Source organism: Nocardioides sp. L-11A, from assembly GCA_029961745.1.
In the GTDB taxonomy this organism is placed as follows: domain Bacteria; phylum Actinomycetota; class Actinomycetes; order Propionibacteriales; family Nocardioidaceae; genus Nocardioides.
This window is the reverse complement of record CP124680.1, coordinates 5391060-5406214: the sequence shown is the minus strand read 5'-3', so window position 1 is coordinate 5406214 and position 15155 is coordinate 5391060. Positions and strand designations below refer to the sequence as shown.

Annotated in this window: 13 protein-coding genes; 6 read left to right on the top strand and 7 right to left on the bottom strand. The window is 73.5% G+C overall.

What is annotated here, in order from left to right:
- Positions 1–61: 61 nt before the first annotated feature.
- The 5 genes from QJ852_25855 (at position 62) to QJ852_25835 (ending at position 5583) form a co-directional block, all read left to right on the top strand.
- Entirely contained in the window at positions 62–1024 is a 963-nt protein-coding gene (locus QJ852_25855) for a CAP domain-containing protein (GenBank protein ID WGX96558.1), read from the top strand.
- 102 nt (positions 1025–1126) lie between these two features.
- Complete coding sequence (locus tag QJ852_25850) at positions 1127–1660, top strand: DNA starvation/stationary phase protection protein (GenBank protein ID WGX96557.1); 534 nt, start codon at positions 1127–1129, stop codon at positions 1658–1660.
- A gap of 136 nt (positions 1661–1796) precedes the next feature.
- Positions 1797–2999 carry a cytochrome P450 gene (locus QJ852_25845; protein WGX96556.1) on the top strand — a complete coding sequence of 401 codons (1203 nt, stop codon included), beginning with the start codon at positions 1797–1799 and terminating at the stop codon, positions 2997–2999.
- Positions 2996–3547, top strand: coding sequence for a helix-turn-helix domain-containing protein (locus QJ852_25840; GenBank protein WGX96555.1), 552 nt, complete (start codon positions 2996–2998; stop codon positions 3545–3547). Before QJ852_25845 ends, QJ852_25840 begins: the two co-directional genes overlap by 4 nt.
- A gap of 74 nt (positions 3548–3621) precedes the next feature.
- Positions 3622–5583 (top strand): AarF/UbiB family protein, encoded by a 1962-nt coding sequence (locus tag QJ852_25835; GenBank protein WGX96554.1) that lies wholly within the window; start codon positions 3622–3624, stop codon positions 5581–5583.
- Between the two features lie 13 nt (positions 5584–5596).
- Here QJ852_25835 and QJ852_25830 read toward each other — a convergent pair whose 3' ends face one another.
- Positions 5597–6238 (bottom strand): LysE family translocator, encoded by a 642-nt coding sequence (locus tag QJ852_25830; GenBank protein WGX96553.1) that lies wholly within the window; start codon positions 6236–6238, stop codon positions 5597–5599.
- 48 nt (positions 6239–6286) lie between these two features.
- Between QJ852_25830 and QJ852_25825 the strand changes: the two genes are divergently transcribed.
- On the top strand, positions 6287–6526 hold the full coding sequence (locus QJ852_25825) for a hypothetical protein (protein ID WGX96552.1): 240 nt from the start codon (positions 6287–6289) through the stop codon (positions 6524–6526).
- Here QJ852_25825 and QJ852_25820 read toward each other — a convergent pair.
- From QJ852_25820 to QJ852_25795, 6 genes are all read right to left on the bottom strand, one after another.
- Positions 6516–8855 carry an arylsulfatase gene (locus tag QJ852_25820; protein ID WGX96551.1) on the bottom strand — a complete coding sequence of 780 codons (2340 nt, stop codon included), beginning with the start codon at positions 8853–8855 and terminating at the stop codon, positions 6516–6518. The two genes, QJ852_25825 and QJ852_25820, sit on opposite strands and share 11 nt — an antisense overlap.
- A complete protein-coding gene (locus tag QJ852_25815; GenBank protein WGX96550.1) occupies positions 8852–9829 on the bottom strand; it encodes a formylglycine-generating enzyme family protein in 978 nt (325 codons plus the stop codon). Before QJ852_25815 ends, QJ852_25820 begins: the two co-directional genes overlap by 4 nt.
- Positions 9830–9894: 65 nt before the next feature.
- Complete coding sequence (locus QJ852_25810) at positions 9895–11625, bottom strand: ABC transporter ATP-binding protein (GenBank protein WGX96549.1); 1731 nt, start codon at positions 11623–11625, stop codon at positions 9895–9897.
- Entirely contained in the window at positions 11618–12517 is a 900-nt protein-coding gene (locus tag QJ852_25805; protein WGX96548.1) for an ABC transporter permease, read from the bottom strand. Before QJ852_25805 ends, QJ852_25810 begins: the two co-directional genes overlap by 8 nt.
- The gene (locus tag QJ852_25800) at positions 12517–13488 is read right to left on the bottom strand and encodes an ABC transporter permease (GenBank protein ID WGX96547.1); all 972 of its coding nucleotides are present in this window, start codon (positions 13486–13488) and stop codon (positions 12517–12519) included. The genes QJ852_25805 and QJ852_25800 overlap by 1 nt, the downstream gene beginning before the upstream one ends.
- 7 nt (positions 13489–13495) lie before the next feature.
- The gene (locus QJ852_25795) at positions 13496–15106 is read right to left on the bottom strand and encodes an ABC transporter substrate-binding protein (protein WGX96546.1); all 1611 of its coding nucleotides are present in this window, start codon (positions 15104–15106) and stop codon (positions 13496–13498) included.
- Positions 15107–15155 lie beyond the last annotated feature (49 nt).

The window sequence follows — 15155 nt, the reverse complement described above, 5'->3', positions numbered from 1 at the left end:
CGTTGGACCGTCGGCTAGGGGGGCGAGCCGTGCACATGCCGTCGATCCGAGGGTGGTCCCCGTGTTCCGAGAGCGCTTGCTGGGAGCCGGTCTGGCCGTGCTCCTCGCCGCCGCCGTCCCGTTCGTCCCCGGTGCTGCCGCCGCCGGCCCCGGTGTCCGGGCCCCGGCACGCGCCGCCACCTGCGCGGACGGTGCCGTCCCGTTCGTCGCGGGCGGCGACCTCGCCCGGGCGCGCGCGGCGGTGACCTGCCTGGTCAACGCCGACCGCGCGGCCCGTGGCCTGCCGACGCTGAGCGCGTCGCCGCTCCTCGACGAGGCCGCCCGTCTGCACGGGCAGTGGATGGCGACCACCCAGGTGATCGATCACGTCGAGTCGGGGCCGGGCGCCCGGCCGCAGCCCTGGGACCGGGCGGCGGCCGCGGGCTACGCCTACGCGTTCGTCGGAGAGAACCTGGCCGCCGGTCAGCCGACGCCGGCGGACGTGGTCCAGGGCTGGCTGCGCAGCGTCGGGCACTGCGAGAACCTGCGCTCCCCGCAGCCGCTGGACATCGGCCTGTACGTCACCACCGACCCGATCGTGCACCAGGGTGCGGGCATCAGCCCGGTATGGACCCTGGTCCTGGGGCGGCAGGCGGGCGTCGCCGTACCGTCGGCCGACACGTCCGGCCAGGCCGCCTGCACCGCGACGGTTCCGTCGCTCGTGCCACCGCAGGCCGGGGGCGCCGCGGCCGACTTCGGGGGGAGTACGACGGGGCGGGCCTCCCGGGTCAAGGTCACGGCGGTCGGCGCGAAGCGGCGGGCGACGTTCACGATCAGGGCCCGGACGGGGAAGCGTCCCGCGCGCGGCAAGGTGCTGATCGCCGCCGACGGCCGGGTGCTCGAGAAGGCGCGGCTCTCGCGCCGGGGGACGGTCACGGTGACGGTGCGCAAGCAGCCGAGGGGAGAGCGGACCTACACGGTCGTCTACCTCGGCAACAAGCGGACGCGAGCGGCGCAGCGCAGTGTGGACGTGCGGGTCCGTTAGTCAGGTCCGCCTCACGTAGGCAAGGCTTCCTTTTCTGGAATCGTTCCAGAAAGCGTGGCAGGCTGGTGGGCACCGACACCGAAGCGAAAGGGAGCATCATCCATGGCGACCACCGCGACCCGCCACCGCACGTCCCAGCACGTCTCGCACCCGGCCTTCCGCGCCGACGCGACGTTCGCCGCGCACCTCCAGCAGGTCCTGGTCGACCTCAACGACCTGGCCCTCCAGGGCAAGCAGGCGCACTGGAACATCGTGGGGCCCAACTTCCGCGACCTCCACCTCCAGCTCGACGAGATCGTCGACGCCGCCCGCACCTTCACCGACGAGGTGGCCGAGCGGATGCGCGCGGTCTACGTCGTCCCGGACGGCACCTCCGCCCGCACCGCCGCCCAGTCCAGCCTGCCCGCCTTCCCGGGCGGCGAGGTCGAGACCGGCGCCGCCATCGACGCGATCGTCGCGTCGATCTACGCTGTCACGGGCACGGCCCGCCGGGTCCACGACGACGTCGACGCCGCCGACCCCACCACCGCGGACCTGCTGCACACGATCATCGAGCGTCTCGAGCAGCTCGCCTGGCTGACCGACGCCGAGCGCCGTACGCCGGGCGCCTCGGTGCCGGAGGCGATCCTCGCCTGAGGCGCGGTCCTGGTGTGCCGCGCAACGACCGGATTCGTCGCGGTCGCGGCTCGCGGACAGCACATCCGGTAGTTGCGCCGTCATCACATCAGCCCGGACGCTAGACAGATCAGCCGGCATGTCTCATTCTTGGGGCATGTCGACTGAACTGTCCCATGGCTATCAGCCCGGTGGCGGGACCGCCTGGCGCGACCCGTGGGCGTCGTACGCCTGGTTGCGCGACCACGACCCGGTCCACCACGTGGTGCCCGACGAGCGGCCGGAGCGCGACCACTACGTGCTGTCCCGGCACGCCGACGTGCTGGCGGCCGCGGTCGACGTCGCGACCTTCTCCAGTGCCCACGGCCTCACCGTCGAGTACGACGAGCTGGAGCGGATCGGCCTCGTCGACAACCCGCCGTTCGTGATGACCGACCCGCCCGTGCACACCACCTTCCGCAAGCTGGTGGCGCGCGGGTTCACACCCCGCCAGGTGCGTGAGCTCGAGCCCGTGGTGCGGGCGTACGCCGCCGAGCGGCTCGACGCGCTCCGGGCGGCCGGCGGCGGCGACATCGTGGCTGAGCTGTTCAAGCCGCTGCCCAGCCTGGTCGTCGGCCACTACCTCGGCGTCCCGGCCGCCGACCAGCCGCGCTTCGACGACTGGAGCGGCGCGATCGTCGCGGCCAATGTCGCCGGTGAGGGCGAGACCGCGGCGGCGGGCGCGGCGGACGCGACGCTGGAGCTGATGGGCTATTTCACCGAGCTCGTCGAGCGCCGGCGCCACGAGCCCGGCGAGGACACGGTCTCCCAGCTGGTCCTGGCCGACGTCGAGCTGCTCGAGATCCTCGCGTTCGTCTTCACCATGGTGGCCGGCGGCAACGACACCTCGACCGGGGCGCTCGGCGGCGCGGTCCAGCTGCTCGCCGCCCGCCCCGACCAGCGGGCGCTGCTCGCGGGCGACCCCGGGCTGGTGCCCGACGCCGTCGAGGAGTTCCTCCGGCTCACCTCGCCGGTGCAGGGCCTCGCGCGGACCACCACCCGCGACGTCGAGCTGCACGGCACGACGATCCCGGCGGGTCGCAAGGTCCTGCTGCTGTACGGCGCGGGCAACCGCGACCCGAGGAAGTACGGCCCCGACGCCGACGCCCTCGACGTACGTCGCCGGCCGAGCCAGATCCTCAGCTTCAGCCAGGGCCACCACCACTGCCTGGGCGCGGCCGCCGCACGGCTGCAGATCACCGTCGCGCTGGAGGAGCTGCTGGCGCGGATCCCCGACTTCGGCGTCGACGAGGACGCCGTCACCTGGGCGCCCGGGCCCTACGTCCGGCGTCCGCTCTCGGTCCCGCTGGTCGTGGCATGACCCCGTCCGCGACGCCCTGGGTCGACCGCCGGGCGCCCGCCGTCGAGCGGATCCTCGACGCGGCCGGAGCCCTCTTCGCCGAGCGGGGGGTGGACGGGGTGGCGATGGGCGAGATCGCCGTCGCGGCCGGCTGCTCGCGGGCCACGCTCTACCGCTACTTCCCCGACCGTCCCGCGCTGCAGCTGGCGTTCGTGCAGCGGGAGGCGATCCGGGTCGGGGCGCTCGTCCTCGCCGATCTCGGCGATCCGACCGGCGCCGCGGACGACCTGGTGACGACGGCCGTCCTCTCGGCGCTGCGTCACGTCCGCGCGGCGCCGACGCTGGCCGCCTGGTTCCGGGAGACCGACGCCGGCCGCACGGCCGACCTCGCCCAGGGCTCCGAGGTGATCGAGGCCCTCGGCCTCACCGTCACCGACGACCCGGACGCCGCCCGCTGGCTGGTGCGGGTGATCGTCTCGCTGCTGACCGTGCCCGGCGGCGACGCGGCCGAGGAGCGGCGGCTGGTCGAGCGCTTCGTCGCCCCGGTGATCGCCCTGACCGCCCCCTGACGGTTCCCTGGCCGTCCCCTGAACCACCACTGACCGGCCCGGGATCCGGCCCGGCGTCCCCTACGGTGGTGCCCGTGGGAGCGGTCGTCTGGGTCTACACGGTCGTCACGAGCCTCGTCCTGGCCGCGGGCCTCGCGACGGTGATCCGCCGGATCCTCGGCGCCCGGGTCGGCTGGCTGCGCACGCTCCTCGTGGGCTGGGCCGCGCTGCTGGTCGGCATCCCGGTGACGGGCAGGCTGGCGGTCGCCGCCGGCGTCGGGACCGAGAGCGGCGAGCTGACCACGTCCGAGGGGACGGCCGTCGCCTTCCTCCTCGTCAGCTGCCTGTGGGTCTTCGCAGCGTCCCTGGCGGTCGTCATGCTGCTCGAGGCACTCCTCCCGTCGGGCACCGTTCCCGGCCCCCGCGAGGCCGTCGGCCGGTTCCGTGCCTGGCTGCGCCGGACCCGGCGCTACCTCCAGATCGGCCGCGCCGCCACCGGCTCCGGACTCGGCGCCGTGCTGCGCGGCGGCCCGGGCTCGGCCTCCTTCGGGCCCGCCCTCGCCTCGGTGTTCAACAAGTCGGGCGTCACCTTCGTCAAGCTCGGCCAGATCCTCGCCACCCGCGACGACCTCCTCCCCGCGGAGACCACCCGTGCCCTCGCGACCCTGCAGTCCGACGCCGACCCGGAGCCGTACGACGCCGTGGCGGCCACGATCGAGGCGGACCTCGGCGACCGGCCGGATGCCCTCTTCGCCACCTTCGACGCCGCCCCGCTCGCCGCGGCGTCGGTGGCCCAGGTCCACACCGCGACCACCCACGACGGTCGCGACGTCGTGGTCAAGGTGCAGCGCAGCAAGGCGCGCCGCCAGGTCGAGGTCGACACCGACATCCTGGTCCGGCTGGCCCGCACGGCCGAGCAGCGCTGGCCCTGGGCGCGGGACATGGCGGTGTCCCGGCTGGCCGAGGGTCTGGCCCAGTCGTTGCGCGAGGAGCTGGACTACCGGATCGAGGCCGGCAACACGGCCTCCGGCGCGGCTGCGCTGCGGGAGCGGACGGACATCGTGGTGCCGGCGGTGGACCTGGCGCTGAGCACGCGCCGGGTACTCGTGATGGACCGGCTCCACGGCGTACCCCTGTCCGCCGGGGAGGAGGCCGTCGTCGGCCTCGACCCGGCCCGGCGCGTCGAGCTCGCCGACACGCTCATCGGCGCCCTGCTCGACACGGTCTTCGTGGCGGGCGTCTTCCACGCCGACCTGCACCCCGGCAACATCCTCGTGCTCGACGACGGGCGGATCGGCCTGCTCGACTTCGGCGCCGTCGGGATCCTCGACAGCGAGACCCGGCAGCTGCTGGCCCTGCTGCTGTTCGCGATCCTCAGCGACGACGCGGTCTCCGCCGTCGACGCGCTGACCCTGGCGTTCGACGTACCCGACCACCTCGACGTGCCGCTGCTGCGGCGCGAGCTGGGCCGGGAGATCGCGGCACTCCAGCTGCGGACCACCATCGGCGGCGACACCTTCACCCGGATCTTCGCCGTGCTTCGGCGCCACGGCATCGGCGTCCCGGGCGATGTCGCCGCGGCCTTCCGCACGCTGACCTCGGTCGAGGCCGCGGTGACCCTGCTCGACCCCGGCAGCAGCCTGCTCCGGTCGGCCCGCGCCCAGCTGCCCTCGCTGCTGAAGCGGCTCGCCGAGCCGAAGCGGGTCGCGGCGCAGGCGATCAGCCAGGCCGGCGTCGTGGCCGCCATCGCCCGGCGCCTGCCCGAGCGGGTCGAGCACCTCACCAGCGCCCTCGGCGACGGCACCTTCACCGTCCGCACCCGCGCCTTCGGCGACGCCGAGGACCGCGCGTGGCTGCGCGACCAGGTCAACAACGGCCTGGCCGCCGCCTTCGGCATCACCGCCTGCATCCTGGCCGTCGTCCTGGGCGGGATCGACGGCGGACCGCAGCTCACCGACCGGCTCTCGCTCTTCGCCCTGCTCGGCCTGACGCTCGGGTTCTGCGGCGTCACCCTCGCCCTGCGCGTGGTGGTGCGGCTGTTCCAGCGCCGCGAGTAGGGCCGCGGACGGGTCAGGTCTTGCTCTCGGCGAGCAGCAGGGTGCCGCCGAGCCCGATCATCATCGTCCCGCCGGTCGCCTGGATCGCCGAGAGTCGTCGGGGCGAGCGGGCGAACCACTCACGGGCCGACCCGGCGGCCACCGCCCAGGCGCCGTCGCAGGCGAACGCGATGAGGGTGAACACCAGGCCGAGGACCATCATCTGCAGCGGCACGTGGCCCGCGCGGAGGTCGACGAACTGCGGCAGCGCCGCGACGAAGAACACGATCGTCTTCGGGTTCGTCGCGCCGACGATGAAGCCCTGGCGCAGCACGGTCCGCGACGACACCTGCCGTACGTGGGTGTCGACGGGGTCGTCCAGGCCGCTGCGGCGGTGGCGGATCGCCTGGACCCCCAGATAGCCGAGGTAGGCCGCGCCGAGCACCTTGACGACGGTGAACAGGGCGATCGACCGGGCCACGACCGAGCCGACGCCGAAGGCGACCGCGGCGATCGGCACCAGGGAGCCCAGTTCGTTGCCGAGCACGCTCCACAGTCCGCCCCGGCGGCCCACGGACAGCGACTGGCCGATCACGAAGAGCACGCTCGGCCCGGGGATCGCGATCAGGATCAGCGAGGTCAGCGCGAAGGCGAGGAGGACGTGCGGCTCGGGCATCTCGTGATCGTAGTCCCGGTCGGCCCCGGAGGCACCGACGATTTCTCGGTGCCACCCATCTCGTGGTTCCCGGTCGAGTACCTCACGCCGACGATGGAGCGACGAGCACTCGAGGTGCAGGGCGTTCTGGCCAAGCGCGGCCAGCACCGGGCGCCGTCGGTGCCCGACCTGCTGATCGCCGCGGCCGCGGAGATGTCCGGGCTCGTCGTCCTCCACGTCGACAAGGACTTCGAGCTGATCGCCGAGGTGACCGGCCAGCAGGTCGAGCGCCTCGACATCACTGGCTGATCAGCGCCGCCTCCACCTGCTGCTCGATCGGCGGCGCCAGCGCGTCGTCGCCGGTGACGATCTCGACCCGCTCGATCCGGCCGGTGAAGCGGTAGCCGTCGCGGGTGCCGTAGTCGTCGGTGACCGGGGTACCGCGGTCGATCCCGACGTCCAGGGTCTGGTCCATCGAGAACATGCCGGGCAGGGAGCGCTCCAGCCGGCCGTGGCCGACCTCGGTGCCGTCGAGCACGAGGACGATGTCCGCACCCCGGCCGAGCCCGCCGCCGTCGTACCCGAACCGGAGCTCGGCGACGTGCTCGCCCTCGGTGAGGGTCACCGACGAGCGGACGTGGGTCCAGTCGACGGCCGCGTAGCTGTAGGCCCAGGTGAGCACGCCGTCCTTGACGTAGAGCGACCAGCCGCCGAAGTAGCCACCCTGCGCGACGATCACGCCGCGTGCGCCCGGACCGCCCGAGAAGACCGTCCGGACCAGGTGGGAGGCGTTGCGGACGATCGGTACGGCGTCGTCGCGGAGCCGTCCCGACGTCGGCCCGAGCACGATCGAGGCCGGGGGAGCGGGTCGGCTCCCGGCGGCGCGCGCGAACACCAGCTTGTCGTCCATCGGGAGCACGTGGTTGCGCCGCGCCTCGGCGAGGAAGAGCTCCTGCAGGGCGGCCAGCCGCTCCGGCTCGACCGCGGCCAGGTCACGGGCCTGGGTCCAGTCGGTGGTGGTGTCGTAGAGCTCCCAGCGGTCGTCCTCGAAGCGCGGCGTCTCCGCGAACCGCGGGTGCCACGGCGCCTTGTGGGCGGCGACCGCGGTCCAGCCCTCGTGGTAGATCCCGCGGTTGCCGAACATCTCGAAGTACTGCGTGGTGTGCCGCTCCGCGGCCTGCGGCTGGTCGAAGGAGTAGGCGAACGAGACGCCGTCGAGCGGCGCCTGCTCGACCCCGTCGATCGTCTCGGGGAGGGGGACGCCTGCCACGTCGAGGAGCGTCGGCAGGACGTCGTTGACGTGATGCCACTGGTGTCGCACCTCGCCGCGCGCCCGGATGCCCGCGGGCCAGTGCACGACCAGCCCGTTGCGCGTGCCGCCGTAGTGGGAGGCCACCTGCTTGGTCCACTGGTACGGCGTATCCATCGCGACCGCCCAGCCCGCGGGGTAGTGCGGGTAGGTGTCCGGCCCGCCGAGCTCGCCCGGCCGCTCCGCGAGGAACCGCGCGATCCGCTCCGGGTCCTCCTCGATGCCGTTGAAGTGCAGGCCCTCGTTGAGCGTGCCGGCGTCGCCGCCCTCGGCCGATGCCCCGTTGTCGCCGAGGATGTAGAGAACGATCGTGTTGTCGAGCTCGCCGCGCTCGCGCAGCGCCGCGATCACCCGGCCCACCTGGGCGTCGGTGTGCTCGGCGAAGGCGGCGTACAGCTCCATCAGGTGCTGACCGGTCTCGCGCTCGAGGTCGGAGATCTCGTCCCAGTGCGGGACGCCGGGGGTCCACGGCGCCAGCTCCGCGTCCTCCGGTACGACGCCCAGCCGCTTCTGCCGCTCGAGGGTGATCTCGCGCTGGCGGTCCCAGCCGTGCGCGAACTCCCCGCGGTACCGGTCCCGCCACGACTCCGGAACCTGGAAGGGCGCATGGGTCGCGCCGAACGCCAGGTAGCAGAACCACGGCTTGTCCGGCGCGTGGCGGCGCACGTCGCCGGTCCAGGCGATCGCGCGGTCGGCCAGGTCCTCGGAGAGGTGGTAGCCCTCGGCGGCGGTGCGCGGCGGGTCGACGAAGGTGGTGCCGTCGACGAGGGTCGGCTCGAACTGGCTGGCCTCACCGCCGAGGAAGCCGTAGAAGCTGTCGAAGCCCTCGCCGGTCGGCCAGCGGTCGAACGGCCCGGCGGCGGTCTGCTCCCACGGCGGGGTCTGGTGCCACTTCCCGAAGGCGCCGGTGCTGTAGCCGTTCCCGCGCAGGATCTGTGCCAGGGTGCCGGCGGACCGGGGCCGCTGGCCGTCGTACCCGGGGGCGCCGGTGGAGATCTCCATGACCGTGCCGACGCCGACGGCATGGTGGTTGCGGCCGGTCATCAGCGCCGCGCGGGTGGGGGAGCACAGTGCGGTCGTGTGGAACCGGGTGTAGCGCAGGCCGTCCTCGGCGAGCTCCTCCGCGACCGGCGTACGGCACGGGCCGCCGAAGACCGAGGGCGCGCCGAAGCCCATGTCGTCGAGCAGGACGACGAGCACGTTCGGCGCGCCCTCGGGGGCGTGCAGGCGCTCGCGCAGCGGCAGCGGCGCGACCTGGTCGCGGGCGTCCAGCTCGGCCTCGAAGGGCGCGCGGTCGCGGTGGAAGGGCAGGTGGGTGCGGTCGGTCATCGGTCGTCCGTCCTGTCGGTGAGGTCGTGGAGGGGGAGGGAGTTGCCGCACCGGAAGCCGACATTGGCCGAGGCCGAGTCGGGGGTGTTGCCGCTGCGGGCGGCGACGCGGTAGCGGTTGCAGTAGGAGTCGTGGCACAGGTACGAGCCGCCGCGCATGACGCGGTGGGTGCCGTGGTCCGGGCCGCGGGGGTCGGTGGCCGGACGGTCCGTGGGGGAGGTCGCGTAGGACGTCGGGTCGAACCAGTCGGCGCACCACTCCCAGACGTTGCCGACGGTCTGGAAGAGCCCGTACCCGTTGGGGCGGTAGGACTTCACGGGCGCCGTGGTGAGGTGGCCGTCGTCGAGCGTGTTGGTCACGGGGAAGTCCCCCTGCCACACGTTGAGCCGCCAGGCGCCGCCGTCGTGGAGCTCGTCGCCCCACGGGAAGCGGCGGCCGGCGAGACCGCCGCGGGCGGCGTACTCCCACTCCGCCTCGGTCAGCAGCCGCTTGCCCGCCCACCGGCAGTAGGCCTGGGCGTCGTTCCACGTCACGTGCACCACCGGATGGTGCGGCAGGTCGCCGATCGAGGAGCGCGGGCCCGCCGGGTGCCGCCAGTCGGCGCCCTGGACCGCGACCCACCACGGCGTCGTGTCGAGGCGGTGCAGCACGTCGCCGCGGGCCGCCTCGACCGCGAGGTGGAAGACCGCGGAGACGCCGAGCCGCTCGGCCTCGGTGACGTACCCGGACGTCTTGACGAAGCGCGCGAAGGCGGCGTTGGTCACCGCCGTCTCGTCGACGAGGTACGGCGCCAGGGTGACCTCGTGCACCGGTCCCTCGCCGTCCGCCGGGTCGCCGTCGCCGAAGGGGTCGCCCATCGCGAAGGTGCCGCCGGGGACGGGCCGCTGGCCGCGGGTGTCGCGTTGGGGTGCGGATTGGGGTGCGGATTCACCACGGGATGTAGGCGAATCGGAGCTTCCCGTGCGGAGTTCCACCAGGGAAGTGCCTGTCGGGCTACATCCCGTGGTGAATCCGCCACCACCCGCGCAGCACGTCCCGCTCACGACGCCAGCTCGCGCACCCGGCGGCCGCGGCGCGCCGGATCGGGCACCGGCACGGCGTCGAGCAGACGCCGCGTGTAGTCGGCCGTGGGCCGGGCGAAGACGGCGCCGACCGGGCCTGCCTCGACCAGCTGTCCGGCGCGCAGCACCGCCACCCGGTCGGCCACCTGGTGCACGACGGCGAGGTCGTGGCTGATGAACAGGCAGGCGAACCCGAGCCGTTCCTGCAGGTCGCGGAACAGCGCGAGCACCCGTGCCTGCACCGACACGTCGAGCGCACTGGTCGGCTCGTCGGCCACCAGTAGCGCCGGCTCCAGCGCCAGGGCACGGGCCAGCGCGATCCGCTGCCGCTGACCGCCGGACAGCTCGCGCGGCCGCCGGACGGCGTACGACGCCGGCAGCTGGACCGCCTCGAGCAGCTCGGCGACCCGGGCGTCCCGCTCGGCGGGCGTGCCGACCCGGTGGATGTCCAGCGGCTCGCGGATGCTCGCCCCGACGGCGTAGCGCGGGTCGAGCGAGGCCTCGGGGTCCTGGTGCACGAACGCCAGGCCCCGGCGCAGGTGGCGCCGCTGCGCGCGGGGCGCGGCCAGCACGTCCTCCCCGCGCAGCAGCACCTGGCCGCCGGCGAGCGGGACCAGGCCCGCGGCCAGGCGGCCCAAGGTGGTCTTGCCCGAACCGGACTCGCCGACCAGCCCGACCACCTCGCCGGGTGCGACCGCGAGGGAGACGTCCGCGATCGCGGGGAAGGCGCGGCCGCGGCGGCTGGACCCGTAGTGCACGTGGACACCGCGGAACTCCACGGCCGGCACGGCCGGCGGCCCCGGCGGCCCCGGCGGCCCCGGCGGCCCCGGCGGCCCCGGCGGCCCCGACGGCCCCGACGGCCCCGACGGCCCCGCCGCGTCCTCGGCGACGGGCGGCTCGATCTCTCCGTCGAGCTCGGGCAGCCGCAGCACCGAGGCGAGCAGCGTCCGCGTGTACGGCTCGCGCGGCTCGGCGAAGAGCGCGCGGGTCTCGCCCTCCTCGACGACGTTCCCCGCCTGCAGGACCACGACCCGGTCGGCGATCTCCGCGACGACGCCCATGTTGTGCGTGATCAGCACGATCGCGGTCCCGGTGCGCTCGCGGATCCGGTCGAGCAGCCGCAGGATCTCGGCCTGGACGGTGACGTCGAGCGCTGTGGTCGGCTCGTCGGCGAGCAGTACGTCGGGCTCGTTGGCGAGGGCGAGCGCGAGGACGACCCGCTGCTTCTGACCTCCGGAGAGCTGGTGCGGGTACGACCCCAGGCGCCGCTCCGGCTCCGGGATCTCGACCGCGCGCAGCAGCTCGACCGCCCGCTCCGTCGCGGCCTTCCGCGAGATCCTGCCGTGGGCCCGCAGCGCCTCGCGCAGCTGCCAGCCGATGGTGCGGACCGGGTTGAGGGCGGTCTGCGGCTCCTGGAAGACCATCGCGATCCGCCTCCCCCGGATCCGGTTGAGCTCGGCCTCGGGAAGGCCGAGGATCTCCGCGCCGTCGTACCGGATCGACCCGGTGGCCCGCGCGCCCGGTGGCAGCAGGCCGAGGACGGCGCGCGCGGTCATCGACTTGCCGGAGCCGGACTCGCCCACCAGGGCGAGGATCTCGCTCCGGCGCAGGGTCACCGACACGTCCTCGACGGCGGGGCGCGGCTGGGCGAAGGAGATGGCGAGGTGCTCGACGGCGAGCACGGCCTCGGTGGAGTGGAGATCAAGCACGGCGGGCCTCCGAGAGCGACTGGGAGATGAGGAGGAGGCCGAGGACCAGCGCGACCACGACGGCCAGCGGGCCCACGGCGAAGAAGGGGGCGTCGTGCAGCAGCCGGACGCCGTCCTTGATGAGCGAGCCGAGCGACGGATGCGGCGGGCGGACGCCGAGGCCGAGGAAGCTCATCGCGCCCTCGATGAACACCGCGACCGACATCGACACGGCGAGCTGGACGGTCAGCGGCTCCAGCGCGTTGGGCAGCACGTGCTTGCGCAACACCCACAGCGGCCCGGCGCCGACGACCTGGGAGGCCTCGACGAACGGCATCTCGCGCACCGTGCGGACCGCGGTGCGCACCAGCCGCCCGAAGACGGGGATCTCCAGCGCCACGATGACGATCCCGACGGTGAGCAGGCCGGGGCCGAAGAAGGCCGTCAGCAGGATGCCGAGGATGAGGGCGGGGAAGGCGAGCAGCAGGTCGAAGGCCCGCTGCGCGACGACGTCGGTGACCGACCACCAGCTGGTGACCAGGCCGAGCAGCACCCCGAGCACGGCGCCGATCGGCACCGCCGCGAAGACGACGACCAGGTCGGCCCGGATGCCGTAGAGCGTCCGGGAGAGGATGTCGCGGTTGAGCTCATCGGTGCCGAGCCAGTACCCGGCGCTCGGACCCAGCAGGTTGGCGCCCGGGACCTGCTCGGTCGGACCGTACGGCGCGACCAGCGGCCCGAGCACGCCCAGCAGCACCACCGCGCCGACCAGCACGAGCCCGGCCAGGCCGCGCCCGCGGAGCAGGGCGGACAGCAGCCCGTGGCGCCGCGCGGGGGCGGGATCGCCGGGGACCGGGCCGACCGGCACCGGGGAGAGCGGCTCCTCCAGGGAGACGTCGACGGATGCGGACATCACGAGGCTCCGTTCGTGCCGGTGGTCAGGCGCACGCGCGGGTCCAGCCACGCGTGGATCAGGTCGCTGGCGAGCTGGGTCAGCACGAACACCACGACCGAGAGCAGCAGTAGGACCTGCACGACGGGGTAGTCGCGCGACGAGATGCCCTGCTCGATGAGCCGGCCCAGTCCGGGCCAGGCGAACACCGCCTCGACCAGGATCGCGCCGCCGAGCAGGGTGCCGAACTGGATGCCCAGCACCGTGATCGACGACGGCAGCGCGTTGCGCAGCGCCTGGGTGAGCACGATCCGGCGCCGTGGGATGCCCAGCGCCCGTGCGGTGGTGACATAGGGCTGTCGCAGCTGGGTGCGCAGCGCCTCGGTGAGGAAGCGGGTCAGCGCCGCCCAGGCCGGGAGGGCGAGGGCCAGGCCCGGCAGGATGAGGTACTGGAAGGCGATGTCGGGGTGGGCGAAGAACCCGCCCGGCGGCGTACCTCCGGCCGGCAGGACGGGGAAGCGCACCGCGAACACCAGCACCAGCACCAGTGCCGTCGCGAACGTGGGCACCGCCACCGCGGCCGTGTTGAGCGCCGAGAGCAGCGAGTTGAGCCAGCGCCGGTCCCACACGACCGCGGCGGTGCTGGCCGCCAGCGCGCCGGCCGAGGCCAGCACCAGCGCGAACAGCGTCAGCACCACGGTGTTGAGCGCGCCGTCGGCGATCAGGCTGCCCACGTCGCCCCCGAGCTTGTACGACGGCCCGAGGTCCAGCCGGGCGAGATCGCCGAGCCAGTGCAGGTACTGGCTCCAGAACGGCTGGTCCAGCCCGAGCTCCGCGCGGATGGCCGCGCGGGACGCGGGCGTGGCGTCCGGCCCGGCGAGCACCGAGACCGGGTCGCCGGGCACCAGCCGGATCAGGGCGAAGATCCCGATCGACGCGAGCACCGTCACCAGCAGGGCCGAGCCCAGCCGGTGGAGGAGGTAGCGGATCATCGCCGGCTCACTTCGTCAGGTAGGTGTCGTAGAACAGCGGCTCGCCCCGCTTGGTCTGGCCGATGTCGTGGACCTGGGTGCTGCTGGCGTCCTGGGGCAGCGTGATCGCGATCTCCAGCAGGAAGGAGCCCTTCAGCAGCGCCTCGTTGAGGGCGGCGTAGTCGGCCGGGTCGACGTCGCCTCCCCCCTGAACGGCCGGCTGGTTCCACACCTCGTCGGCGATCGCCTTGTAGTCCGCGTCGACGTAGAGCGAGGCGTTGTGGTCGGCGTTGAACGGGTACGCCGACACGGCCAATGTCGAGGGTGTGTAGTGCGCGTAGGCGTGGTTGAGGATCCACAGGCCCTCGAACTTCGCGCCGATCAGCTGCTGGATCACCTGTGCCTGCTCCTGCGGGTCCAGCTCCACCTCGATACCGGCCTTCGCCAGGTCCGCCTGGACGATCTGCGCGATGGCGCCGTAGGCCGGGTTCTCCGACGGATAGGTCAGGGGGAGCTTCGGGATCGTCACGCCGTCGGCCTTCGCCTCCTCGACCAGGGCCTTCGCCTTGTCGAGGTCGAAGTCGTAGGTCGCGTTGGCGTCCGCGTCGTAGGCGGGCGAGTAGTCCGGCCAGGGCAGGCTGATCGGGATGGCGGCGCCGCGGTAGACCTCGTCGACCACCCGCCTGCGGTCCAGGGCGTAGGCGATGGCCTGGCGGACCCGCACGTCGGAGAGCGCCGGGTTCGTCACATTGGTGCCGACGTACACCTGACCCTCGGCGCCGTTCCACTGGTTGACGCGGAACGCCTCGTCCTTGCCGAGGCTCTCGAAGTCGCGGTACGACGCGCCGAGGATCAGGTCGAGCTGGTGGGCGCGGAGCTGGGAGACCTGGGCCTGCGGGTCCGGGATGACGCTGACGTCGATGCCGTCGAGGGCGGGCCTGCCGCGCCAGTAGTCGTCGTTGCGGGTGAAGCTGATCTTGGCGCCGGGGCTCCAGCTCGCGAACTCGAACGGGCCGGTCCCGACGAACGCCTTGCCCTCGCGGAGCTGGTCGATCGACTCGGCGTCGATGATCGGCAGCATGTCGAGCAGGTCGAAGACGTTGCTCAGGGGGTGTGCGAAGGTCAGCGTGATCGCGTGCTCGTCGCTGGTGTCGAAGCCGGTGATCGCCGCCGCGGTGCGCTGCAGCTGCACCGTCCAGACCGGGTCGGCCCAGGTCTTGATGGAGAACTCGACGTCCTTGCTGGTGAAGGGGCGGCCGGAATGGAAGGTGACGTCGTCGCGCAGCTGCAGGGTCAGCCGGGTGCCGTCCGCCGACTGCTCCCACGACGTCGCCAGCGACGGCTGCGGCTCGAGCTCGTCGAGCGGATAGTCGATGAGCGAGTCGTAGACGCTGCCGATCAGCAGGTTGATGGCGTCGCTGGAGTTCGTGAAGATGCGCGCCGGGATGATGTCGTTGAGGGCGCCGACGCGCAGCGTGCCGCCCTCCTGGCGCTCGCCGGAGCTGGCCTTCAGCTCGTCCACGGCGGAGGAGCACGCAGTGGCCGCCACGAGCGTGAGCAGCGCGATCGCGGTCGCGACCAGGCGGCTCGGGCGTCGGCGGGAGCGTCGGCGCGGGTGCGCAGGGGCAGAAGTGGACACGGGTGTTCCTTTCGCAGGGTGCGGGAGGTGCGGGGGTGCGGGAGGAGGG